Genomic DNA, 22157 nt, shown 5'->3' on the forward strand with positions numbered 1-22157 from the left:
CGCATCGCGGCAAGCTGCGTGCCCGGCTGCGGCGCGGTCGCCCGCTGCGGCCCGCAGGTCACCGGCGCGCCGCTCTCTTGCAGCACATAGCGCCGCCCCGTGGCGGCCATGTCGGCGCAGACCGCGGCGAGGCTGTAGGCCCCGCGCAGCGGGGCGCCGGGGGCGGCGGCGGTCGCAGGCGCGTTCGCTCCGGCATCACCGCAGATGATGGTCTCGCCCGTCGCGCTGCTGACATAGCCGGGCTGCGGTCCGCTGCGATTGGCGCAGAAGGCGGCGCGCGTCAGCTTTGCCGGGGCGGCGGCGCGGGCGGGCTCGGGCGCGCGCACCTGCGGCGAAGCGGGCGCGGCAGCAGCAGCGGTGCGGCGGGCAGGCGCAGGCGCGGAACGTTCGGGCGCGGCTTCGGCGCGGCGCTCGGGCGCGGGATCGGCGACCACCGGCAGCGCCGGGGCGGCGGCGGTGCGGCTCGGCTGAAAGCCGCAAAGCGGCTCGCGCGCGCGGTTCATGCGCGGGATCCAGTTGGTCATGCCGCCGATGCCGGCGCGGATGAAGGCGCAGCCCTCGCTGTCGACATACTGGTTGGCGCTGTAGCTTTCGGGCGGGAATTCCGCCGGAATGCTGCCCTGCGCCGCGCCCGGACCCGCCACGGCGAGCGCAAGCGCCGAAGCGGTGAGTACTGTCCTGATCATCTGCCCCTGCCCTCGGAGTTTTCCCGGAGCATGGCGTAGTGCCACGAAGCTGTAAAGATTGCGCTACTTCGTGCCGAACATCCTGTCACCCGCATCCCCCAGTCCGGGGACGATATAGCCGTGATCGTCGAGCTTCTCGTCGAGCGCGGCGGTGACGATCGGCACGTCGGGATGCGCCTCCTTCATCCGCGCCACGCCCTCGGGCGAGGCGAGCAGGCACAAAAAGAGGATGTCCTTCGCGCCCGCCTTCTTGAGCATGTCGATCGCGGCGACCGAGGAATTGCCGGTGGCGAGCATCGGGTCCACGGCGATGGTCAGCCGCGCGTCGAGGCCCTTGGGCACCTTGAAGTAATACTCCACCGGCTGGAGCGTTTCGGGGTCGCGGTAGAGGCCGACGAAGCCGACCCGGGCCGAGGGGATCAGTTCGAGGATGCCGTCGAGCAGGCCGTTGCCCGCGCGCAGGATCGAGATCAGCGCCAGCTTCTTGCCCTCGATCGCGGGGGCGTCCATCGGCTGCATCGGCGTGTCGATGCGGGTCGTAGTCATCGGCAGGTCGCGGGTGACCTCATAGGCCAGAAGCAGGCTGATCTCGCGCAGAAGCTGGCGAAAGCTCGCGGTCGAGGTGTCGGATTTGCGCATCAGGGTCAGCTTGTGCTGCACCAGCGGATGCGTGACGACGGTCAAATGTTGGTCGGTGTGGCTCATGCCGCCTCCAGTTTCTGCAGGATCTGCGCGCGTGTGTCCTCGTCGCAGAAAGCCGCCTCGGCGGCAATGCGGTTCGATTGGCGCAGCCGCTCCTCTTCCCATCCGAAATACCGCTCCAGCATCTCGTATTCATGCGTCATGCTCGTGCCGAACCATGGCGGATCGTCGGTCGAGACGGTGACGCGCAGCCCGCGCGCGCGCAGCTCCTCGATCGGGTGGCTCTTCCAGTCCTTCACCGCGCCGAGCACGAGGTTCGACACCGGGCAGACCTCGAGCGTCACGCCCTTTTCGATCAGGTGGTCGCACAGCGCGTGGTCCGAGACGGCGTTGATGCCGTGGCCGATGCGCGTGCAGCCCAAGTGATCCACGGTCTCGCGCACCATGTCCGGCCCGCCCCATTCGCCCGCATGGGCGGTGAGCCCCAGCCCGGCCTCGCGCGCCGCGTCATAGGCCCATGCGAAATCGCCGGGCCGATGCATCATCTCCGCACCGGCAAGGCCGAAGCCGGTGACGAAACGCCCCGCCGTCTCGGCGGCGCAGCGGGCGACGGGCTTGGCCGCCTCGGGGCCGAGATGGCGCAGGCAGGTGACGATCCCGCGCGAGGCGATGCCGAAGCTGCGCTCGGCCTCATCCGAAGCCGCGACCATCGCGTCGAGATAATCGCGCCAGGCGCTCAGATCGCCGCCGCCGCAGAAATCGGGCGACAGGAAGAACTCGGTATAGACCACGCCCTGCTCGGCGCTCTGCTCCAGCACGGCGAGCATCAGGCGGCGGAAATCCTCGGGGCGCTGCAGCACGGTGCAGGCCGCGTCATAGGCCTTGAGGAACCAGTCGAAATCGCCGCGCACATAGCCGCCCTGCCCGTCGAAGATGCGGTCGATGTCGATCGACTTCTCGCGCGCGAGGCTGGCGATGAAGGCGGGCGGCGCCGCCCCTTCGAGATGCAGGTGCAGCTCGACCTTGGGCAGGGAGCTGTAGCTCATGGCGCGGCCTCCGGGTCGGGGGCGGGAATGTCGAGATGCCGGGCCGCCAGCGCGCCCACATCCTTGAACCCCATCAGGCCCAGCTCGCGCGCGCCGAGGCCGTGGCACAGCACCGGCACCCGTTCGCGCGTGTGGTCGGTACCGGCGAAGCTCGGGTCGTTGCCGTGATCGGCGGTGACGATCACCAGATCCCCCTCGCGCAGCCGCGGCAGGACAGTTCCGAGGGCGGCGTCGAACCATTCGAGATGGCGCGCATAGCCCGCCACGTCGCGGCGGTGGCCGAAATTGGTGTCGAACTCCACGAAATTGGCGAAGACCAGCGCGCCCTCGGCGGCCTCGTCCACGAGGTCCGACAGGTGCTCCATCAGCGTCTCGTCCGGCCCCTTGCGCAGATCGGTGATGCCGCGCATCGAGAAGATGTCGCCGATCTTGCCGACCGCGTGCACGTCGCGCCCCGCGCGCTTCGCACTGTCGAGCAGGGTGCGCCCCGGTGCCGCGATGGCAAAGTCGCGGCGGTTGGAGGTGCGGGTGAAGCCCGACGGCTCGTCGCCCACGAAAGGCCGGGCGATGACGCGGCCCACCTTCATGTCGTGCAGCATCGGCGCGACCTCGCGGCACATCTCGAGGAGCCGGTCGAGCCCGAAGCGCTCCTCATGCGCGGCGATCTGCAGCACGCTGTCGACGCTGGTGTAGCAGATCGGCCAGCCCGTGCGCATGTGTTCGGGGCCTTCCTCGTCGATCACCACGGTGCCGCTGGCATGACGATTGCCGAGAATGCCGTCGGTGCCCGCCGCCTGCATCAGCGCGCGGGTCACCTCGGTCGGGAAGGCGGGGGTTTCCTTGGGGAAATAGTGCCACTCCCACGGCACCGGCACGCCCGCGAGCTCCCAATGCCCCGAAGGCGTGTCCTTGCCCATCGAAACCTCGGTCGCCGCACCCCAGGCGCCCGTGGGCTTTGCGCCGAGGCCCGGCGCATCGAAGCCGGAGGCCAGCGCGATTGCGCGGCCCAGCCCCATCGCGTCGAGCGTGGGCAGGCGCAGGGGCCCCGAGCGGCCCTCATCGGCCTCGCCCGCGGCGCAGGCCTTGGCAATGTGGCCCAACGTGTTCGAGCCGGTATCGGGCACGTCGCCGTTGAAGAACGCGTCGGCATCGGGCGCGCCGCCGATCCCGGCGCTGTCCATCACAAGAAGGAATACGCGCGTCATGGGTCCACCCTTTCTCTCACGAGATCATTGAGTTGCGGCGCTTCGCCGATCGTCACCGCGCTCCGCAGCGCGGCCTCCGCCCTTTCGGCCTCGGCCTCGGTCGCGGCATGGATGCGCGCCAGAAGATCGCCGGGGGAAAGCTTCGCGCCGAGCCGCGCCACCTCCGACAGGCCCACCGCCGGGTCGATCCGGTCGGTCTCGACCTTGCGCCCGCCGCCCAGGCCCACGACCGCATGGCCCAACGCCTCGCCGTCGATGGCCGAAAGATGCCCCGCCTCGCGCGCCGTCACCTCGCGGATCACCGGCGCCTTCGGCAGATGCGCCTGCCAGTTCTCCGCCATATCCGCCGGACCGCCAAGGCCGTGCAGCATCTTCGCGAACCGCTCCATCGCGGCACCCGAGGCGATGGCATGGGCGATCTTCTCCTCGCCCTCCCCCTCCGCGCCGCCCGCCAGCGCCATGAGCCGCCCGCCCAGCGCCACGGTGAGATCGTGCAGCCTCGGCGCCGCGCGCCTGTCGCCGCCGAGCAGTTCCATGATCACCGCCATCTCGGTGGCGTTGCCGAGCGCGGGCGCGAGCGGCTGATCCATATCCGTGAGGAACGCCGCCGTCGCACAGCCCGCGCCATTGGCCGTCGCCACCAGCGCCCCTGCCAGTTCGCGCGCCTCGTCTTCGGACTTCATGAAGGCGCCAGAGCCGACCTTCACGTCGAGCACGAGACCGTCGAGCCCGGCGGCGAGCTTCTTGGACAGGATCGAGGCGGTGATGAGGTCGACATGATCGACCGTGCCGGTCACGTCGCGCACCGCGTAGAGCCGCTTGTCGGCGGGGGCGATGCGGCCCGTCGCGCCGACGATGGCGCAGCCGACATCCCGGGTGATTTCGCGCAGCTTCGCCTCGTCGGCTTGCGTCGACAGCCCCGGCACGGCCTCGAGCTTGTCGAGCGTGCCGCCGGTATGGCCCAGGCCCCGCCCCGAGATCATCGGGACATGGACGCCGCAGGCCGCGAGCGCGGGCGCGAGCAGCAGGGAGACGCAATCGCCCACCCCGCCGGTGGAGTGCTTGTCGAGCACGGGCCCCGGCAGATCCCATGCCAGTCTGTCGCCGCTGTCGCGCATGCCGGTGGTCAGCGCGACGCGGCCCGCCTCTCCCAGCCCCCGCAGGCAGACGGCCATGGCAAAGGCCCCGGCTTGGGCGTCCGAGACGCTGCCATCGGCCAGCCCTTGCGCGAAGGCGCGGATCTCCTCGGGCGGCAGGGTCTCGCCGCGCCGCAGGGCGGCGATGAGACGGCGTGCCTCCATCAGGCGCGCTCCATCTGCGCCTGGTCGAAGGCACCGGGCAGCAGATCGCCCAGCGTCGTCTCGCGGGTGGTGCCGTCGGTGGTGGCCAGCGTGACCTTCACCTCGCCGCGGCCGAACTCGGCGAGCTTCTGGCGGCAGCCGCCGCAAGGCGAGACCGGCACCGGGCTGTCGGCGATCACCGCGACCTCGGCGATCTCGGCGTCTCCGGCGGCGCACATCGCGGCGATCGCCCCGGCCTCGGCGCAGGTGCCTTCGGGATAGGCCACGTTCTCGACATTGACGCCGAGATAGACCTCGCCCGAGGCGGCGCGGATCGCGGCGCCGACCTTGAAGTTGGAATAGGGCGCGTAAGCGTTCTCGCGCACGCGGCGCGCATCATCGACCAGCGACATCGGGGGCCTCCTCCGGGTGGTTTGCCGAAAACAGTGTCGCGCGCCCCCTTTCGATGCAAGTCCGTCCTCGCGGAACCCCTGCCCAGAGGCCCGGGTTTCCCCCTTGTCGTTCCAAACCGAGGAGCCACGCGATGATCGAGCCGACCAAATCCGTGCTGCCCGAGACCGAGGCCCGCACGCCGGACGACCCGGACGCCCCGATGAACCCCAAGCAGGCGGTGCTGCTGCGCGACCTGTGCGAGAAGACGGGCGAGGAATTCGACACCTCGCTGACCGAGGCGCAGGCTGATGAGCGGATCAGGGTGCTGCAGGATCGCGCCGGGGCGCGATAGGGCTTTCACAGCCCCTCGGGAAAGGTTTAACACTGAACCATTCCGATGAGGGGAGAGACGAGGCGATGGCCGACAGCACCGATGACACCAGCCGCACAGGCCCTGACAGCCTGCGCAGGGCCGCGCTCGACTATCACCGGCTGCCCAAGCCGGGCAAGCTGGAGATCCGCGCGACCAAGCCGCTGGCCAATGGCCGCGACCTTTCGCGCGCCTATTCGCCCGGCGTGGCCGAGGCCTGTCTCGAAATCAAGTCCGACCCCGACACCGCGCGCGACTACACCTCGCGCGGCAATCTCGTCGCCGTCGTCACCAATGGCACCGCCGTTCTGGGCCTGGGCAATATCGGCGCGCTGGCCTCCAAGCCGGTGATGGAGGGCAAGGCGGTGCTCTTCAAGAAATTCGCCGATATCGACTGCTTCGACATCGAGCTCGAGGAAAAGGACCCCGAGAAGCTGGCCGAGATCGTCTGCGCGCTGGAGCCGACCTTCGGCGCGATCAATCTCGAGGACATCAAGGCGCCCGACTGCTTCATCGTCGAGAAGATCTGTCGCGAGCGGATGAACATCCCCGTCTTTCACGACGACCAGCACGGCACCGCCATCGTCGTCGGCGCCGCCGCCACCAACGCGCTGCGCGTGGCGGGCAAGAGCTTTTCCGACATCAAGGTCGTCTCGACGGGCGGCGGGGCGGCGGGCATCGCCTGCCTCGACATGCTTCTGAAGCTCGGGGTGCGGCGCGAGAACGTCTATCTGTGCGACCTTGCCGGTCTCGTCCATGAGGGCCGGACCGAGGACATGACGCCGCAAAAGGCCGCCTATGCCCAGCCCGGCGGCGCGCGCAGCCTCTCGGAGGTGATCGACGGTGCCGATCTGTTCCTCGGCCTCTCCGGTCCCGGCGTGCTCAAGCCCGAGATGGTGGAGAAGATGGCCGAGCGGCCGATCATCTTCGCGCTCGCGAACCCCACGCCCGAGATCATGCCCGACCTCGCCCGCGAGGTGGCCCCCGGCGCGATCATCGCCACCGGGCGCTCGGATTTCCCCAACCAGGTCAACAACGTCCTGTGCTTCCCCTTCATCTTCCGCGGCGCGCTCGACGTCGGCGCCACCACGATCAACGACGAGATGAAGATCGCCTGCATCGAGGGCATCGCGGCATTGGCGCGCGCCACGACGAGCGCCGAGGCGGCGGCGGCCTATAGCGGCGAGCAGCTGAGCTTCGGCCCCGATTACCTGATCCCCAAGCCCTTCGACCCGCGGCTGATGGGCGTGGTCGCCTCCGCCGTGGCCCGCGCGGCGATGGAGACCGGCGTCGCCGCCCGCCCGATCGCGGACATGGAGGCCTACAAGACGCGGCTCGACAGCTCGGTGTTCAAATCGGCGCTGCTGATGCGGCCGGTCTTCGAAGCGGCGCATTCGGCCGAGCGCCGGATCGTCTTTGCCGAGGGCGAGGAGGAGCGCGTGCTGCGCGCGGCGCATGCGATGATCGAGGAGACCACCGACACGCCGATCCTGATCGGCCGGCCGGAGGTGATCGAAACCCGCTGCGAGCGCGCGGGGCTGACCATCCGCCCCGGCATCGACTTTGAGATCGTGAACCCCGAGAACGACCCGCGCTACCGCGACTACTGGGGCACCTATCACGAGATCATGGCGCGCAAGGGGGTCACCCCCGACCTCGCCAAGGCGATCATGCGCACCAACACCACCGCGATCGGCGCGGTGATGGTGCATCGCGGCGAGGCCGACAGCCTGATCTGCGGCACCTTCGGCCAATATCTGTGGCATCTCAACTATATCGAGCAGGTGCTCGGCACGCCCGATCTGCACCCGGTGGGCGCGCTGTCGCTGATGATCCTCGAAGACGGCCCGCTCTTCGTGGCCGACACGCAGGTCCATGCCGAGCCGAGCCCCGAACAGATCGCCGAGACGGTGAAAGGCTGCGCGCGCCATATCCGCCGCTTCGGCATCACGCCGCAGATCGCGCTGTGTTCGCATTCGCAATTCGGCAATCTCGACATCGGCACGGGGCGGCGGATGCGCGCGGCGCTGGAGATCCTCGATTCCGAGCCCCGCGATTTCGCCTATGAGGGCGAGATGCATGTCGATGCCGCGCTCGATCCGGCCTTGCGCGAGCGGATCTTTCCCCGCGCGCGGCTCGACGGGGCGGCCAACTGCCTCGTCTTCGCCAATACCGACGCGGCCTCGGGCGTGCGCAACATCCTCAAGATGAAGGGCGCGGGGCTCGAAGTCGGGCCGATCCTGATGGGCATGGGCAACCGCGCCCATATCGTGACGCCCTCGATCACCGCGCGCGGGCTGCTCAACATGTCGGCCATCGCCGGAACGCCCGTGGCGCATTACGGCTGAAGCGCCGCCTCCTTTCCCGCCCACCCGGCTTTCCCGCCCACCCGGGGGGAAAGGAGGCGCGCCCTCCCCCGTTCATCTTTCTTCAAATACGCAAATCCCCCGCCAGCCCGGAACGCTGCGGCGGCCCTTCGGGCGGCACTTGCCCGAACCCCTTGGGCGGGCGTAGGATTTCGCCCGAGGGAGGACTGTCATGACATACGCGGACGTCTATGAAAGCTGGCGCTCGGACCGCGAGGGCTTCTGGTTGCAAGCGGCGCGGGCCATCGACTGGCACCGTTTTCCCACACGGGCCCTGACGGAAGAGGCCGATCCGGTGCCGCAATGGTACCCGGACGGCATGGTCAATGGCTGTTACAACGCGCTCGACCGCCACGTGGCCGAGGGCCGCGCGCATGACGTCGCCATCATCCATGACAGCCCGGTCACCGAAAGCCGGCAGGAGATCACCTATGGGGACCTCCTGGGCCGCGTCGCCCGGCTCGCCGGCGCGCTGAAGGCGCGCGGCGTGGGCAAGGGCGACCGCGTCGTCATCTACATGCCGATGATCCCCGAGGCGGTGGAGGCGATGCTGGCCTGTGCCCGGATCGGCGCGATCCACTGCGTCGTCTTCGGCGGCTTTGCCGCGCGCGAGCTTGCGGTGCGCATCGATGATTGCCGCCCCAAGGCGATCCTCGCGGGCTCCTGCGGGATCGAGCCCAACCGCGTCGTCGCCTACAAGCCGCTGCTCGAAGCCGCGCTGCGCGAGGCCGATCACAAGCCGGAGTTCTGCGTGATCCTGCAGCGCCCGCAGGCGATGGCCGAGATCGAGCATGGCCGCGATTTCGAATGGCACGACTTCCAGGAAGAGGCCGAGCCCGTCGATTGCCTCCCCGTCGAGGCCAACCACCCGGCCTATATCCTCTACACCTCGGGCACGACCGGCAAGCCCAAGGGCGTGGTGCGCCCGACGGCCGGGCATCTCGTGGCGCTGCACTGGACCATGAAGAACATCTACAACACCGACCCCGGCGAGGTGTTCTGGGCGGCCTCGGATGTGGGCTGGGTCGTGGGCCACAGCTATATCTGCTACGGGCCATTGCTGCACGGCAACACCACGCTGATCTACGAGGGCAAGCCGGTGGGCACGCCCGATGCGGGCGCCTTCTGGCGGGTGATCGCGCGCAACAAGGTGCGCACCCTGTTCACCGCGCCGACCGCGCTGCGCGCGATCAAGCGCGAGGACCCCGAGGGGCGCATGGCGCGCGATCACGACATCTCGGGCCTGCGCGCGATCTACCTCGCCGGCGAACGGGCCGACCCGGACACGGTGGCCTGGGCGCGCGATGTGACGGGCGTGCCGGTCTATGACCACTGGTGGCAGACCGAGACCGGCTACACCATCGCGGGCAACCCGGTGGGGATCGAGGCGCTGCCGGTCAAGGACGGCTCCTCGACCGTGCCGATGCCGGGCTACGAGGTGCATATCCTCGACGAGGCGGGCCGCGAGGTGCCGCGCGGCAGCCTCGGCGCGGTGGCGATCAAGCTGCCTTTGCCGCCCGGCACGCTCTCGGGCATCTGGGGCGACGAGGACCGCTTCCGGCGCAGCTACCTTTCGGCCTATCCGGGCTACTACGCCTCGGGCGATGCCGGGATGATCGACGAGGACGGCTATGTCTCGATCCTCGCGCGGACCGACGACGTGATCAACGTGGCCGGGCACCGGCTTTCGACCGGTGGCATGGAAGAGGTGCTGGCCGATCACCCCGACGTGGCCGAATGCGCGGTGATCGGCGTTTCCGACCCGCTCAAGGGCCAGCTGCCGATGGGGTTCTTGTGCCTCAACCGCAACTGCGCCCGCCCGGCCGAGGAGATCGCGCGCGAGGCGGTGGATCTGGTGCGCGAGCGGGTCGGCCCGGTGGCGGCGTTCAAGCTGGCGCTGGTGGTGGAGCGGCTGCCCAAGACGCGCTCGGGCAAGATCCTGCGCGCGACCATGGCCGGGATCGCGGATGGCGAGGATGTCGCCATTCCCGCGACGATCGACGATCCGGCCATTCTCGACGAGCTGCGCGCGGCGATGGCGCATCTGGGCTACGGGGTGCGCCGCGAGGCGGCAAGCTGAGCCGCGCTCAGGCGAACTGCTCGCGGATCAGCCGCTCTTCGAGCCCGTGGCCGGGATCGAACAGGATGCGGTGCCGCACCCGCGGCTCCGAGCGGATCTCGACCGCGCGCACGTCGCGCACCAGCCGGCTGTCGGCATCGGCCATCACCGGGCGCTTCTCGGCCTCCAGCACCTCGAAGCGCACGGTGGCCCCGGTGGGCAAAAGCGCGCCGCGCCAGCGCCGGGGCCGGAAGGGCGCGATGGCGGTGAGCGCCAGCACATCCGCCCCGATCGGCAGGATCGGCCCGTAGGCCGAATAATTGTAGGCGGTCGACCCCGCCGGCGTGGCCAGAAGCGCGCCGTCGCAGACCAGCTCCTCGAGCCGCACCCGCCCGTCGACGATCACCTTGAGCTTGGCGGCCTGCGGGCCTGCGCGCAGCAGGCTCACCTCGTTGATCCCCAGCCCGCGATGCACCTCGCCCGAGGCGGTCTCGGCGGTCATGGCGAGCGGGTTGATGATCGCCTCCTCGGCGGCGGCGAGCCGCTCGGGCAGGTCGTCCTCGGAAAAGGCGTTCATCAAGAAGCCCACCGTGCCGCGGTTCATCCCGTAGACCGGCAGGTCGAGCGCCTCGGTGCCGTGCAGCGTCTGCAGCATGAAGCCGTCGCCGCCCAGCGCCACGACGATCTCGGCCTCGTCGAGCGGATGATCCCCGTAGCGCGCCGCGAGCCGGGCGCGCGTGTCCTGCGCGACGGTGGTTTCGCTGGCCAGAAAGGCGATGCGGTCGGTGCCCAAATTCGTCTCCCCCGGAAGCTGTGCGAAACTTGTCGGCCAGCGCCCGGCGAAAGGCAAGCCGAGAGCTTTCGCCGGGCATGGGGCGCGGGAGGGCGGTTTCGGGGCTTTTGGCCCCCTTGTCGCTGGGTTAAGAGAGCCGCGACGCAACCCCTCACGAGGTGTCCGAGATGAACGCATCCACCCGCGACGACGGCTTCTTCACCGAAACGCTGGCCAGCCGCGACCCCGAGATCGCGCAGGCGATCACCGACGAGCTCGGCCGCCAGCGCCACGAGATCGAGCTGATCGCCAGCGAGAACATCGTCTCGGCCGCCGTGCTCGAGGCGCAGGGCTCGGTGCTCACCAACAAATACGCCGAAGGCTATCCGGGCCGGCGCTATTACGGCGGCTGCGAATTCGCCGACGTGGCCGAGAACCTCGCCATCTCCCGCGCCAAGGAGCTCTTCTCCTGCGGCTTTGCCAATGTGCAGCCCAATTCCGGCTCACAGGCGAACCAGGGCGTGTTCCAGGCGCTCCTGCAGCCGGGCGACACCATCCTCGGCATGAGCCTCGATGCGGGTGGCCACCTGACCCATGGCGCCAAGCCCAACCAGTCGGGCAAGTGGTTCAACGCGGTGCAATACGGCGTGCGCCAGCAGGACCAGCAGATCGACTACGACCAGATCCAGGCCCTCGCCACCGAGCATAGCCCCAAGATGATCATCGCCGGCGGCTCGGCCATTCCGCGGATCATCGACTTCGCCCGGATGCGCGAGATCGCCGACAGCGTCGGGGCCTATCTTCTCGTCGACATGGCGCATTTCGCGGGGCTGGTGGCCGCGGGCATCTACCCCTCGCCCTTCCCGCATGCGCATGTCGCCACCACGACGACGCACAAGACCCTGCGCGGCCCGCGCGGCGGCATGATCCTGACCAATGACGAGACCATCGCCAAGAAGGTCAACTCCGCGATCTTCCCCGGCATCCAGGGCGGCCCGCTCATGCATGTCATCGCCGGCAAGGCCGTGGCCTTCGGCGAGGCGCTGCGCCCCGAGTTCAAGACCTACCAGGAGCAGGTGGTGAAGAACGCGCAGGCGCTGGCCGACCAGCTGATGAAGGGCGGGCTCGACATCGTGACGGGCGGCACCGACAGCCATTTGATGCTGGTGGATCTGCGCCCCAAGGGGGTGAAGGGTAACGCGACCGAGGACGCGCTGGGCCGCGCCAACATCACCTGCAACAAGAACGGCATCCCGTTCGACCCGGAAAAGCCCGCCATCACCTCGGGCATCCGCCTCGGCTCCCCCGCGGGCACGACGCGCGGCTTCGGCGAGGCCGAGTTCCGGCAGATCGCCGACTGGATCGTCGAGGTGACCGAGGGGCTGGCCAAGAACGGGCCCGAGGGCAATGCGGAGGTCGAGGCCAAGGTGCGCGGCGAAGTCGAAGAGCTGTGCAAGCGCTTCCCGCTCTACCCTTCGCTCTGAAGAGCTTGGCGCGGGGTCACAGCACCTCGCGCCACAGCACGCCCGCGATCAGCGCGGCGATGAGGATGGTGGCGATGGCGCGCGCGCGCCTGATCCAGACGGCCCGGCGCAGTGCCTGGCGCAGCTCGCCCGGCTCCTCGGCCATGAGCCAGCTCTGCACGGTGACATAGGCCGTCTCGACCCGCTCCATGTCGATCCCCTCGGCCCGGCCGGGCATCCGCGCCACCGCCTCGGCGGCGGCGAGAAACCGCGCCCGCGACAGGATCTCGGGCGGCAGGACGGGGGCGGCGTGGTCGAGGCGGTCGCCGAGACTGCGCCCCTCCACCCCTGCCCTGTCGGACAGAAGCCGGGAAATCTCGCGCGTCCAGCCGGTTATCGTGGTGCGGTCCATCCCTTTTGTTAGCGCCCCCGGCCCCGGCACTCAATGGGCAGCAAGGGGGCTGGCGTCATCGGGCGCAGGCGCTACAACTCCCCCATGCTCAATACCATCCTCACCGGAGAGCCCTCCGACCGCCCGCCCCTCCTGATCGTCCATGGCCTGTTCGGCTCGGCCCGCAACTGGGGCGTGATCGCGCGCCGCATCGGCACCGACCGGCAGGTGATCTCGGTCGACATGCGCAACCACGGCGACAGCCACTGGACCGAGAGCCATGATTATTTCGGCATGGCCGAGGATCTGGCCGAGGTGCTGGAGCATCACGGCACGGCGGACGTGCTGGGCCATTCCATGGGCGGCAAGGCGTCGATGGTCCTCGCCCTGACCCGGCCCGCGCTCATCCGCCGCCTGATCGTCGCCGATATCGCGCCCGTCGCCTATGGCCACGACCAGATCGACAATATCCGCAAGATGAAGCAGGTCGATCTGGAGAAGATCGCCAGCCGCTCCGAGGCGGCGGAGATGATGGGCGATCTGGAGGCCGCGACGGCGGCGTTCTTCCTGCAATCGCTCGACTTGCAGGAAAAGCGCTGGAAGCTGAACCTCGACGTGCTGGAGCGCGACATGGAGACGATCCTCGGCTTCCCGGAGGTTTCGGGCCGCTTCGACGGCCCGGCGCTGTTCTTGTCGGGGGCGAACTCATCCTATGTCACGCCGGAGCACCACGCGGCGATCGAGGCGCTGTTCGCGCAGGCCCGCTTCGAGGAAATCGCGGGCGCGGGGCATTGGCTGCACGCCGAAAAGCCGCGCGAGGTCGAGGCGGCGGTAACTCGTTTCATTGAGAACTGAAGCTTCTCTGCAGAATGGAATATCTACATGAGCTGCTCTTAAGCAGGCGCGCGAAAAATGAGCTATGAGTCAATAAACTATTTTCCGGCAGGCACTAGCCTCAAGCGCATCAAGGAAGTTGTTGAGCTTCTTGGCTACAAGTCCGTGCCTAGCTGGGTCAAAACAGATGATATGGTGGGTAGCTATGTTTGGTATGAAAGCTCAGAGTACAAATCTTGGAGCGGCGTAGAGCTTAGCATCTATAAATCGGCTCAGCCCTTAGAATTGCATACCCGATCCACTGTTTCCAGAAGCTACTGGGACTTAACACACCAAAACAAAACCATAAGGGTACTCAAGGATCTATTCGGCGGTACTTTCGAGACGGATGCCGGCAAAGGACGTTATTATCGGCCAGATTTCCCTCCTCCTTCTCCCTTATCCTCAGGTTGTTATCTAGCTCGCTGGAGATTCCACAATGCCTTAGGAAAAGCTCATGTTTACTTGGGATCAAGAATATTGGAAGGTAATATAGCTCTAGACGGCCCAAACCCAATTCCGTTTCTGGACTCCATGAACCCAAGACTGCTATCAAACAACCTTCTCATTCCGTATATTATTGCAGTTTGGGAAGAATATTTTAGGGCAACATTTGCCGCTGTCCTTCGCTACGCTGATAAGCGAGAGATCGTATTAAAAAGAGCGCGTCTTAGCCACGCTCAGCTGGAGCAGATCGCAGCAGAAAAGCAGATAGAGCGCGCAATATCTGAATGCTTCTCCTTCCAACGGCCAAGCATAATTGGCGAGAACTTTAGGCTAATAGATCCGAAGCTCGACCTAGCCTCCGCGATGCGAAAGCCTTACAATGGAAGGAAAACGACCTTATACGACTCGATAGAAGATCTTATTGAGGGCAGAAATGCGTTTGTTCACGCAGGACATATGAATATGCGCCTTTTCGATAAGAAAACCCAAACTACACTTTCGGACTTAGTAGTCGCAATTGATCGCGCCTACAATGAAATCGGAAGTCATTTCAGCTTCACACCAATCAAAAACTACTAATCCCAAAATCGGATTAAAGATTCAAAATGGCCATTATGAAGATGATACTAGCTATCCATCTTCAACGCAGAGATGAACGCTTCCTGCGGAATGTCCACCTTGCCGAACTGGCGCATCTTCTTTTTACCCGCCTTCTGCTTGTCCAGCAGCTTGCGCTTGCGGGTGGCGTCGCCGCCATAGCACTTGGCCGTCACGTCCTTGCGCATCGCCGAGAGCGTCTCGCGGGCGATGACCTTGCCGCCGATCGCGGCCTGGATCGGGATCTTGAACATGTGGCGGGGGATCAGGTCCTTGAGCTTCTCGACCATCGCCCGGCCCCGCATCTCGGCCCGGTCGCGGTGCACCATCATCGACAGCGCGTCGACCGGCTCGTCATTGACGAGGATCGACATCTTCACGAGGTTGTCCTGCCGGTAGCCGGTGATCTGGTAGTCGAAGCTGGCATAGCCCTTGGTCACCGATTTCAGCCGGTCGTAGAAATCGAACACCACTTCGTTGAGCGGCAGGTCATAGACCACGAGGGGCCGCGTGCCCGCATAGGTCAGCTCCTGCTGGATGCCGCGCCGGTCCTGGCAGAGCTTGAGCACGTCGCCGAGATAGTCGTCGGGGACCATGATCGTCGCCTTGATCCGCGGCTCCTCGATGTGGCTGACGAGGGTCATGTCGGGCATGTCGGCGGGGTTGTGCAGCTCGATCATCTCGCCGTCCTTCATGTGGACGTTGTAGACGACGGAAGGAGCCGTGGTGATCAGGTCGATATTGTATTCGCGGTCGATCCGGTCGCGGATGACTTCGAGATGCAAGAGCCCGAGGAAACCGCAGCGGAAGCCGAAGCCGAGTGCGGCGGAGGTTTCCATCTCGTAGGAGAAGGAGGCGTCGTTCAGGGCGAGCTTCTCGATCGCGTTGCGCAGATCCTCGAATTCGGCCGAATCGACCGGGAAAAGCCCGCAGAACACCACCGGGACCGAAGGGGCAAAGCCCGGCAGCGGCGCGTCGGTGCCCTTCTTTTCGTGGGTGATGGTGTCGCCGACCTTGGTGTCGCGCACCTGCTTGATCGAGGCGGTGAGAAAGCCGATTTCGCCCGGCCCCAGCTCCTCGACGGGCAGCATGCCGGGCCGGAACACGCCGATCCGGTCGACCTGGTGGACCGTGTCGTTCTGCATGAAGCGGACGCGGTCGCCCTTCTTGAGGACGCCGTCCATGATCCGCACGAGGACGACCACGCCGAGATAGAGGTCGTACCACGAGTCGACCAGCATTGCCTTCAAGGGCGCGTCGCGCTCGCCCTTGGGCGCGGGCAGGCGGTGGACGATGGCCTCGAGCGTCTCGCGGATGCCCTCGCCGGTCTTGGCCGACACCAGCATCGCCTCGGAGGCGTCGATGCCGATCACGTCCTCGATCTGCTCCTTGATCCGGTCGGGCTCGGAGGCCGGCAGGTCGATCTTGTTGAGCACGGGGACGATCTCGTGATCGGCGTCGAGCGCGTGGTAGACGTTGGCGAGCGTCTGCGCCTCGACCCCTTGGGTCGAATCGACGACCAGAAGCGAGCCTTCGACCGCGCGCATGGAGCGGGAGACCTCATAGGCGAAATCGACATGGCCGGGCGTGTCGATCAGGTTGAGCACATAGGTCTCGCCATTGAGCGCCTTGTACTCGATCCTGACGGTCTGCGCCTTGATGGTGATGCCGCGCTCGCGCTCGATGTCCATGCTGTCGAGCAGCTGGGCCTTCATCTCGCGGTCCTGCACCGTTCCGGTCGACTGGATCAGCCGGTCGGCAAGCGTCGATTTACCGTGGTCGATATGCGCCACGATGGAGAAGTTGCGGATGTGCGAAAGCTCGGTCATGGCCCGCATATGCAGGGCTTCGGGCTTTCGGTCAATGGGGCGGCGCGGGCGGGGAGCGGGCGGGCGCTCACGCCATCGTGAGGCAGGCGTTCTGCGGAGGCGCGCCGGGTCGAATTGCACGCGCCGCCCGAGTGCGGCATCTTGGCGCGTGGCAGAGCAGCACCGCGACCCGGGTCAACCCGGGCGGGTTCAGACGGGGATATGGGCATGCGCATCAAGATCGGCCTCTTGGCACTACTGACATTGGCGGCCTGCGGCGGCGGACCTTCGGGGCCGATCAGCCGCGCCTGCGAGGCGGGCGGACGGCCCGGCGCCAACCAGGCGCTGTGTTCTTGCGTGCAGGGCGCGGCGGATGCCACGCTTTCGGGCCGCGAGCAGCGCCGCGCGGCGAAATTCTTCAAGGATCCGCAAAAGGCGCAGGACACGCGGCAGGGCGACGGCACGGCCGCCTTCTGGCGCCGCTACAAGGCCTTTGCGGAGCGCGCCGAGGCGGTCTGCCGCTGAGGCTGGACAGAGTGCGCGCGCCCGGCGACAACTCGGGGCCATGAGCATCGATATCGAGGATCTGGCCGCGCGGATCGCGGCGGGCGAACGCCGGGCGCTGGCGCGCGGCATCACGCTGGTCGAAAGCACCCGCGCCGATCACCGCGCGGCGGCCGAAGCGCTGCTCGACCGCCTCGCCGATCCGTCGCGCATGGCGCTCCGGGTCGGGCTGTCGGGCACGCCGGGGGTGGGCAAGTCGAGCGTGATCGAGGCGCTGGGCCTGCGGCTCACGGGCGCGGGGCACCGCGTGGCGGTGCTGGCGGTCGATCCCTCATCGAGCCGCTCGGGCGGCTCGATCCTTGGCGACAAGACGCGGATGGAGCGGCTGAGCCGCGAGGCGCGCGCCTTCATCCGCCCCTCCCCCGCCGCGGCGCAGCTCGGCGGCGTGGCCCGGCGCACCCGCGAGGCAATGATGCTGTGCGAGGCGGCGGGCTTCGACGTGGTGATCGTCGAGACGGTGGGCGTCGGGCAATCCGAAACGCTGGTCTCGCGCATGACGGACGTGTTCCTTCTGCTGCTCGCGCCCGCGGGGGGCGACGAGCTGCAGGGCGTCAAGCGCGGGATCATGGAGATCGCCGATCTCGTGCTGGTCAACAAGGCCGATGGCGATCTCGCGGCGCAGGCGCTGCGCACGCGGGCCGATTACGCGGGCGCGCTGCGCTTGATGCGGGCGCGCGACACCGACCCCGAGGGCATCCCGGCGGCGCGGACCATATCGGCGCTGACCGGCGACGGGCTTTCGGAGGCCTGGGCCGAGGTCGAGCGGCTGGCCGCATGGCGGCGCGAAAGCGGCGTGACGGCGCGGCGGCGCGCGGCGCAGGCGGGGCAATGGTTCGAGGACGAGCTGCGCGCCGGCATCGAAGCGCTGCTGAGCTCGGACCGCGCCCTTGCCGCCCGGCTCGACGAGCTGCGCGCACGGGTCGAGGCGGGCCACGCCGCGCCGGGGGCGGCGGCGCGCGAAGCGCTCGATCCGCTGATGCGGGCGCTTGACGGGGCCGCGGAATCCCCGTAAGGCCCCCTGACCGAATTCATGGCCCGGCCCCGTTGCCGACGCCGTATCCCGTGCCTTTCGGGCGCGGGTGACTGCCAGGCCCCGAGACACGAAGGATGAGACCATGTCGCGCCGTTGCGAACTGACCGGAAAAGGCCCGATGACTGGCAACAATGTCAGCCACGCCAACAACAAGACCCGCCGCCGCTTCCTGCCCAACCTGCAGGATGTGACGCTGCTGTCGGACACGCTGGGCCGCGGCTTCAAGTTCCGCGTCTCCTCGCATGCGCTGCGCTCGGTCGATCACCGTGGCGGGCTCGACGCCTTCCTCGCCAAGGCGAAGGCCGAGGATCTCTCGGACGCCGCGCTGAAGGTCAAGAAAGAGCTCGCGAAGGCCGCTGCGGCCAACGCCTGATCCCTTCCCGGATCGCGAATCCGAAGGCCCGGCCCTCTTGCGAGGCGCCGGGCCTTTTCGCGCGCCCTCGTTCATCTTTCCCCAAATACGCACGGCGCCACGCCCCTCCCCCGAGCCCCGGCGCCGCCTGTCGCGCGGGACCGGACGTGGCGCCATGCCCGACGATACCCCATTGAAAAGCGGACATCTCCCGATAGGCTCGACGCCAAGCATGACAGGGAGGAAACCATGCGTCACATCCTAGCTTTCGCCGCGACCGCCGTTCTGGCGGCCGGGTCCGCCGCCGCGCAGTCGCAGCTTTCGATCGCGACCGGCGGCACCGGCGGCGTCTACTACCCCATGGGCGGCGGGCTTGCCGAGGTCATCAACAACCATGTCGAAGGCATGAGCGCCACCGCCGAGGTCACCGGCGCCTCGGTCGAGAACATGGGACTGATCGCCACCGGCGACGCCGACCTCGCCATCGGCCTCGCCGACACGGTGCAGCAGGCCTATTCCGGCACCGGCCGCTTCGAAGGCCAGGAGCTGTCGATGATCCGCGCCGTGGGCTCGCTTTACGCCAACATGGTGCAGATCGTGACCCCGGCGGATTCGGGCATCTCCTCGATCGAGGATCTCGCCGGCAAGCGCGTCTCGGTCGGCGCGCCGGGCTCGGGCACCGAGGTCAATGCGCGGACCCTGCTCGAAGCCAACGGCATGTCCTTCGACGATTTCGAGGCGCAGCGGTTGAACTTCAACGAGACCGCCGACGCGCTCGCCAATGGCGACATCGACGCCGGCTTCTGGAGCGTCGGCGCGCCGACCTCCTCGATCCTCAACCTCGCGACCACGCAGGACGTGCGGATGATCTCGCTCACCGAGGAGCAGGTCGCGGCGGCGACCGAAGCCGACCAGACCTTTGCCGCGCTCTCGCTCGCGGGCGGCACCTATGAGGGCATCGACGAGGATGTCTCCACCATCGGCGTGCCGAACGTGCTGGTGGTCTCGTCGGAGGCCGACGAGGAGACGGTCTACCAGATCACCAAGGCCATGTACGAGAACATCGCCGATCTGCAGGCCGTGCACCCGGCGGCCAACGAGACCACGGTGGAGTTCACCATGAACGCGACCCCGGTGCCGCTGCATCCGGGCGCGCTGCGCTATTTCGAGGAAGCCGGCGCCGAGATCCCCGACGATCTGCGCCCGTGAAGCACCGCATCATGGCGGGAGGGGCGCTGTCCCTCCTGCTGACCGCCAGCCCGGGCATGGCCGAGCCGGCCCGCCCCGGCGGCGCGGCCGCCGCGCTGACCGCGACCCTGTCCGACGGCACCGAGATCGCGCGCCTTCCGGTGCCGGAGGGCGGCGAATGGTGCGTGCTCTGGCGCCATTCGGTGCAGGGCTTCGAGGTCGCCGACTGCTACGAGAACCGGGGCGGGCGCATGGTGCTGATGCGCTCGCACCAACCCGATTTCGCCGCCGGTCTGGGGCATATCCCCGGCCGCGGCAGACAGGCCTCGGATGGTGACGGCGGCTACTGGATCACCGGCATCGAGGAGCCGGTGCCGGGCGACGCTTACGTTCTGCGCGCCGGTTCCATGGCCGTCGACCACCGCCTGAGCGCGGGCGGTGCCACCGTCTCGCTGTCCGAACGCGCCGCCCGCGCCCGCATCCGCATCGCATTGGAGCCCGCCACATGACCCCACCGGAGGAGCGGCCCGCCACCGCCGCGTCCGCGCCGCCGCCCGAATTCGCGCCCGAACAACCAAAGCTCGCGCTGCGCGCCATCGCGGTGATCGGCATCGCGCTGTCGCTGTTCCAGCTCTATGCCGCCGGGGTGCAGCCCTTGGGGCTGTTCTTCCAGCGCCCGATCCATCTCGGCTTCATCCTGGTATTGTGCTTCCTGATCTACCCGGTCACCCGCAACCGGCCGCGCGGCGCGCTCGGCTGGGCGATCGACGGGGTGCTGATCCTCGGCGGCGTGCTTGTGGGCTTCTGGGTGCCGTCGAACATCGACGCCATCGCCAACGCCATCTTCCCGCGCACGCAGGACGTGGTGGTGGGGGTGATCACCGCGCTACTGGTGCTCGAAGCCTCGCGCCGCGCCATCGGACCGACGATCACCGTGATCGGCGCGGTCTTCGTCGTCTATGCCTTCGCCGGCAATCGCGGCGAGCTGCCCTTCTTCGCCGATTGGATGCCCGGCATCCTCAACCATCGCGGCTATTCGCTCGACCGGCTGGCGAGCCAGCTGACGCTCGGGGCCGAGGGCATCTACGGCATCCCGCTCGGGGTCGCGGCGACCTTCATCTTCATCTTCGTGCTGTTCGGCGCCTTTCTCGAGGTGACCGGCGCGGGCAAGTTCTTCATCGATCTCGCCTATGCCACGACGGGGCGCCAGCGCGGCGGCCCGGCCAAGGCGGCGGTGATCGCCTCGGCCGGCATGGGATCGATCTCGGGCAGCGCCATCGCCAACGTCGTCACCACAGGCGCCTTCACCATCCCGCTGATGAAGAAGCTCGGCTACCGCCCGGCGCAGGCCGGCGGCATCGAGGCCGCGGCCTCGACCGGCGGGCAGATCATGCCGCCCCTGATGGGCGCCGGTGCCTTCCTGATCAGCGAATTCACCCGCACGCCCTATATCGACATCGTGCTGGTCTCGATCTTTCCGGCCTTTCTCTATTTCGGCACGGTCTACCTCCTGGTGCACATCGCCGCCGTGAAACGCGGCCTTGAGGGCCTGCCGCGCGAGGAGCTGCCGCGCGTCCGCACGGTGCTGGCCGAGGGCTGGCATTTCCTGTTGCCGCTCGGGGTGCTGGTCTGGCTTTTGGTCGCGGGCTATTCGCCGATGCGGGTGGGCTATTACGCCATCCTCGCGGTGGTGGCCTCGGCGGTGCTGCGGGCGCTCTACACCTTCGCGCGAAGCGGCCCGACCATGGCGGGCGGCGTGGCGCTGGCGCGGCTCGGCCTTGCCAAGCTCGGCGAGGCGCTGGAGCTTGGCGCGCGCAACGCGGTGGCCGTCTCGGTGGCCTGCGCGCTTGCGGGCATCATCGTCGGCGTGGTCGGCCTGACCGGGCTGGGGCTCAAGTTCTCGGCCATGATGATCGCCTTTTCGGGCGGCAACATGCTCCTGGCGCTGGTCCTCGTGGTGATCGCCAGCCTGATCCTCGGCATGGGGCTGCCTGTGACGGCGGCCTATATCGTGCTGATCATCCTGATCGGCCCGGCGCTGACCGAGGAATTCGGCATTCCGTTGCTGGTAGCCCACCTCGTGGTGTTCTGGTGGAGCCAGGATTCCAACGTCACGCCACCGATCGCTCTGGCGGGCTTCGCGGGGGCGGCGATCGCCAATGCCCCGCCGATGGAGACCTCGGTGCAGGCGTGGAAATTCGCCAAGGGGCTCTACCTCGTGCCGCTCTTCATGGTGTTCAACGAGCCGATCATCACCGGCGGGCCGGTGCCCTTGGTGCTGTGGAACGGGCTGATCGCGATCCTCGCGCTGACCGCCTTCGCGGCGGTGCTGGAGGGGTATCTCTTCGCGCCGATGCCGCTCTGGGCCCGGGTGCTGGCCGCCATGGGCGTGGTGGCGGTGTTCTGGCCGGCGCTGCCGGTCGAGGCCGTCGGTGCCGCGGTGATCGTGCTGCTGCTCGGGCTGAACGCGGCGGCGGCGCGGCGAGGGAGCGCGGTGGCGGCGGGCTGAGCCGCCGCCTGCCCCGGCGGCGCGCACCGCCGGGGCAGGCGGCTTGACAGTCCCCGCCGCACGGGGTCGACAGGCGGCGAGACAAGCAGCAATCAAAGGCCCCGGCAGCGCCC

20 protein-coding genes and 1 pseudogene are annotated in these 22157 nt (G+C 68.0%); 12 read left to right on the forward strand and 9 right to left on the reverse strand.

All coding sequences use genetic code 11. The features are described from left to right. The 6 genes and pseudogenes from CJ301_RS16020 to CJ301_RS16045 all read right to left on the reverse strand — a co-directional run. Nucleotides 1–686, reverse strand: a pseudogene (locus tag CJ301_RS16020) (hypothetical protein); the annotation flags it as partial. 63 nt (nucleotides 687–749) lie between these two features. Next, nucleotides 750–1391, reverse strand: a complete 642-nt coding sequence (gene upp / locus CJ301_RS16025) for a uracil phosphoribosyltransferase (RefSeq protein WP_099278376.1) — start codon at nucleotides 1389–1391, stop codon at nucleotides 750–752. Continuing rightward, complete coding sequence (locus CJ301_RS16030) at nucleotides 1388–2374, reverse strand: adenosine deaminase (RefSeq protein WP_099278377.1); 987 nt, start codon at nucleotides 2372–2374, stop codon at nucleotides 1388–1390. The genes upp and CJ301_RS16030 overlap by 4 nt, the downstream gene beginning before the upstream one ends. Then, entirely contained in the window at nucleotides 2371–3579 is a 1209-nt protein-coding gene (locus CJ301_RS16035) for a phosphopentomutase (RefSeq protein ID WP_099278378.1), read from the reverse strand. Before CJ301_RS16035 ends, CJ301_RS16030 begins: the two co-directional genes overlap by 4 nt. Continuing rightward, entirely contained in the window at nucleotides 3576–4880 is a 1305-nt protein-coding gene (locus CJ301_RS16040; protein ID WP_099278379.1) for a thymidine phosphorylase, read from the reverse strand. Before CJ301_RS16040 ends, CJ301_RS16035 begins: the two co-directional genes overlap by 4 nt. Next, nucleotides 4880–5272 (reverse strand): cytidine deaminase, encoded by a 393-nt coding sequence (locus CJ301_RS16045; RefSeq protein WP_099278380.1) that lies wholly within the window; start codon nucleotides 5270–5272, stop codon nucleotides 4880–4882. The genes CJ301_RS16040 and CJ301_RS16045 overlap by 1 nt, the downstream gene beginning before the upstream one ends. Before the next feature lie 131 nt (nucleotides 5273–5403). Between CJ301_RS16045 and CJ301_RS16050 the strand changes: the two genes are divergently transcribed. The 3 genes from CJ301_RS16050 (at nucleotide 5404) to CJ301_RS16060 (ending at nucleotide 10068) form a co-directional block, all read left to right on the forward strand. Beyond that, nucleotides 5404–5604, forward strand: a complete 201-nt coding sequence (locus tag CJ301_RS16050; RefSeq protein ID WP_099278381.1) for a DUF3072 domain-containing protein — start codon at nucleotides 5404–5406, stop codon at nucleotides 5602–5604. Between the two features lie 65 nt (nucleotides 5605–5669). Next, nucleotides 5670–7970 carry an NADP-dependent malic enzyme gene (locus CJ301_RS16055; RefSeq protein ID WP_099278382.1) on the forward strand — a complete coding sequence of 767 codons (2301 nt, stop codon included), beginning with the start codon at nucleotides 5670–5672 and terminating at the stop codon, nucleotides 7968–7970. Between the two features lie 190 nt (nucleotides 7971–8160). Further along, the gene (locus CJ301_RS16060; protein WP_099278383.1) at nucleotides 8161–10068 is read left to right on the forward strand and encodes an AMP-binding protein; all 1908 of its coding nucleotides are present in this window, start codon (nucleotides 8161–8163) and stop codon (nucleotides 10066–10068) included. A gap of 7 nt (nucleotides 10069–10075) precedes the next feature. Here the strand turns inward: CJ301_RS16060 and CJ301_RS16065 are convergent, their stop codons facing one another. Next, entirely contained in the window at nucleotides 10076–10840 is a 765-nt protein-coding gene (locus CJ301_RS16065) for an NAD kinase (protein WP_099278384.1), read from the reverse strand. Nucleotides 10841–11007: 167 nt separating this feature from the next. Here CJ301_RS16065 and glyA point away from each other — a divergent pair, with 167 nt between their 5' ends. Then, entirely contained in the window at nucleotides 11008–12303 is a 1296-nt protein-coding gene (glyA, locus tag CJ301_RS16070; RefSeq protein WP_099278385.1) for a serine hydroxymethyltransferase, read from the forward strand. A gap of 16 nt (nucleotides 12304–12319) precedes the next feature. Here the strand turns inward: glyA and CJ301_RS16075 are convergent, their stop codons facing one another. Further along, complete coding sequence (locus CJ301_RS16075; RefSeq protein ID WP_099278386.1) at nucleotides 12320–12694, reverse strand: hypothetical protein; 375 nt, start codon at nucleotides 12692–12694, stop codon at nucleotides 12320–12322. Between the two features lie 84 nt (nucleotides 12695–12778). Here CJ301_RS16075 and CJ301_RS16080 point away from each other — a divergent pair, with 84 nt between their 5' ends. Further along, on the forward strand, nucleotides 12779–13528 hold the full coding sequence (locus CJ301_RS16080; protein WP_099278387.1) for an alpha/beta fold hydrolase: 750 nt from the start codon (nucleotides 12779–12781) through the stop codon (nucleotides 13526–13528). Between the two features lie 57 nt (nucleotides 13529–13585). After that, entirely contained in the window at nucleotides 13586–14572 is a 987-nt protein-coding gene (locus CJ301_RS18840; RefSeq protein WP_162620578.1) for a hypothetical protein, read from the forward strand. Nucleotides 14573–14619: 47 nt separating this feature from the next. Here the strand turns inward: CJ301_RS18840 and lepA are convergent, their stop codons facing one another. Beyond that, entirely contained in the window at nucleotides 14620–16419 is a 1800-nt protein-coding gene (gene lepA, locus CJ301_RS16085; protein ID WP_099278402.1) for a translation elongation factor 4, read from the reverse strand. A gap of 207 nt (nucleotides 16420–16626) precedes the next feature. Between lepA and CJ301_RS16090 the strand changes: the two genes are divergently transcribed. From CJ301_RS16090 to CJ301_RS16115, 6 genes are all read left to right on the forward strand, one after another. Beyond that, the gene (locus CJ301_RS16090; protein WP_099278388.1) at nucleotides 16627–16923 is read left to right on the forward strand and encodes an arginine transporter; all 297 of its coding nucleotides are present in this window, start codon (nucleotides 16627–16629) and stop codon (nucleotides 16921–16923) included. A gap of 46 nt (nucleotides 16924–16969) precedes the next feature. Beyond that, complete coding sequence (gene meaB, locus CJ301_RS16095) at nucleotides 16970–17974, forward strand: methylmalonyl Co-A mutase-associated GTPase MeaB (protein ID WP_162620580.1); 1005 nt, start codon at nucleotides 16970–16972, stop codon at nucleotides 17972–17974. Between the two features lie 103 nt (nucleotides 17975–18077). Next, nucleotides 18078–18368 carry a 50S ribosomal protein L28 gene (rpmB, locus tag CJ301_RS16100; protein ID WP_099278390.1) on the forward strand — a complete coding sequence of 97 codons (291 nt, stop codon included), beginning with the start codon at nucleotides 18078–18080 and terminating at the stop codon, nucleotides 18366–18368. 228 nt (nucleotides 18369–18596) lie between these two features. Then, a complete protein-coding gene (locus CJ301_RS16105; protein WP_099278391.1) occupies nucleotides 18597–19556 on the forward strand; it encodes a TAXI family TRAP transporter solute-binding subunit in 960 nt (319 codons plus the stop codon). Beyond that, nucleotides 19553–20044, forward strand: a complete 492-nt coding sequence (locus CJ301_RS16110; protein ID WP_254050178.1) for a DUF1850 domain-containing protein — start codon at nucleotides 19553–19555, stop codon at nucleotides 20042–20044. The genes CJ301_RS16105 and CJ301_RS16110 overlap by 4 nt, the downstream gene beginning before the upstream one ends. Then, the gene (locus CJ301_RS16115; protein ID WP_099278392.1) at nucleotides 20041–22044 is read left to right on the forward strand and encodes a TRAP transporter permease; all 2004 of its coding nucleotides are present in this window, start codon (nucleotides 20041–20043) and stop codon (nucleotides 22042–22044) included. Before CJ301_RS16110 ends, CJ301_RS16115 begins: the two co-directional genes overlap by 4 nt. The last annotated feature ends 113 nt before the right edge of the window (nucleotides 22045–22157 follow it).

The sequence above is a fragment of the Limimaricola cinnabarinus genome (assembly GCF_002723615.1).
GTDB lineage: Bacteria > Pseudomonadota > Alphaproteobacteria > Rhodobacterales > Rhodobacteraceae > Limimaricola > Limimaricola cinnabarinus_B.

What these genes read in the sequence shown, in the direction of transcription:
- CJ301_RS18840 (WP_162620578.1), top strand. Translation starts at nt 13,586, where the DNA reads ATGAGCTATGAGTCAATAAACTATTTTCCGGCAGGCACTAGCCTCAAG.
- CJ301_RS16055 (WP_099278382.1), top strand. Translation starts at nt 5,670, where the DNA reads ATGGCCGACAGCACCGATGACACCAGCCGCACAGGCCCTGACAGCCTG.
- rpmB (WP_099278390.1), top strand. Translation starts at nt 18,078, where the DNA reads ATGTCGCGCCGTTGCGAACTGACCGGAAAAGGCCCGATGACTGGCAAC.
- CJ301_RS16075 (WP_099278386.1), bottom strand. Translation starts at nt 12,694, where the DNA reads ATGGACCGCACCACGATAACCGGCTGGACGCGCGAGATTTCCCGGCTT.
- glyA (WP_099278385.1), top strand. Translation starts at nt 11,008, where the DNA reads ATGAACGCATCCACCCGCGACGACGGCTTCTTCACCGAAACGCTGGCC.
- CJ301_RS16035 (WP_099278378.1), bottom strand. Translation starts at nt 3,579, where the DNA reads ATGACGCGCGTATTCCTTCTTGTGATGGACAGCGCCGGGATCGGCGGC.
- CJ301_RS16060 (WP_099278383.1), top strand. Translation starts at nt 8,161, where the DNA reads ATGACATACGCGGACGTCTATGAAAGCTGGCGCTCGGACCGCGAGGGC.
- upp (WP_099278376.1), bottom strand. Translation starts at nt 1,391, where the DNA reads ATGAGCCACACCGACCAACATTTGACCGTCGTCACGCATCCGCTGGTG.
- CJ301_RS16115 (WP_099278392.1), top strand. Translation starts at nt 20,041, where the DNA reads ATGACCCCACCGGAGGAGCGGCCCGCCACCGCCGCGTCCGCGCCGCCG.
- CJ301_RS16030 (WP_099278377.1), bottom strand. Translation starts at nt 2,374, where the DNA reads ATGAGCTACAGCTCCCTGCCCAAGGTCGAGCTGCACCTGCATCTCGAA.
- CJ301_RS16105 (WP_099278391.1), top strand. Translation starts at nt 18,597, where the DNA reads ATGCGTCACATCCTAGCTTTCGCCGCGACCGCCGTTCTGGCGGCCGGG.
- CJ301_RS16040 (WP_099278379.1), bottom strand. Translation starts at nt 4,880, where the DNA reads ATGGAGGCACGCCGTCTCATCGCCGCCCTGCGGCGCGGCGAGACCCTG.
- lepA (WP_099278402.1), bottom strand. Translation starts at nt 16,419, where the DNA reads ATGACCGAGCTTTCGCACATCCGCAACTTCTCCATCGTGGCGCATATC.
- CJ301_RS16090 (WP_099278388.1), top strand. Translation starts at nt 16,627, where the DNA reads ATGCGCATCAAGATCGGCCTCTTGGCACTACTGACATTGGCGGCCTGC.
- CJ301_RS16080 (WP_099278387.1), top strand. Translation starts at nt 12,779, where the DNA reads ATGCTCAATACCATCCTCACCGGAGAGCCCTCCGACCGCCCGCCCCTC.
- CJ301_RS16050 (WP_099278381.1), top strand. Translation starts at nt 5,404, where the DNA reads ATGATCGAGCCGACCAAATCCGTGCTGCCCGAGACCGAGGCCCGCACG.
- CJ301_RS16045 (WP_099278380.1), bottom strand. Translation starts at nt 5,272, where the DNA reads ATGTCGCTGGTCGATGATGCGCGCCGCGTGCGCGAGAACGCTTACGCG.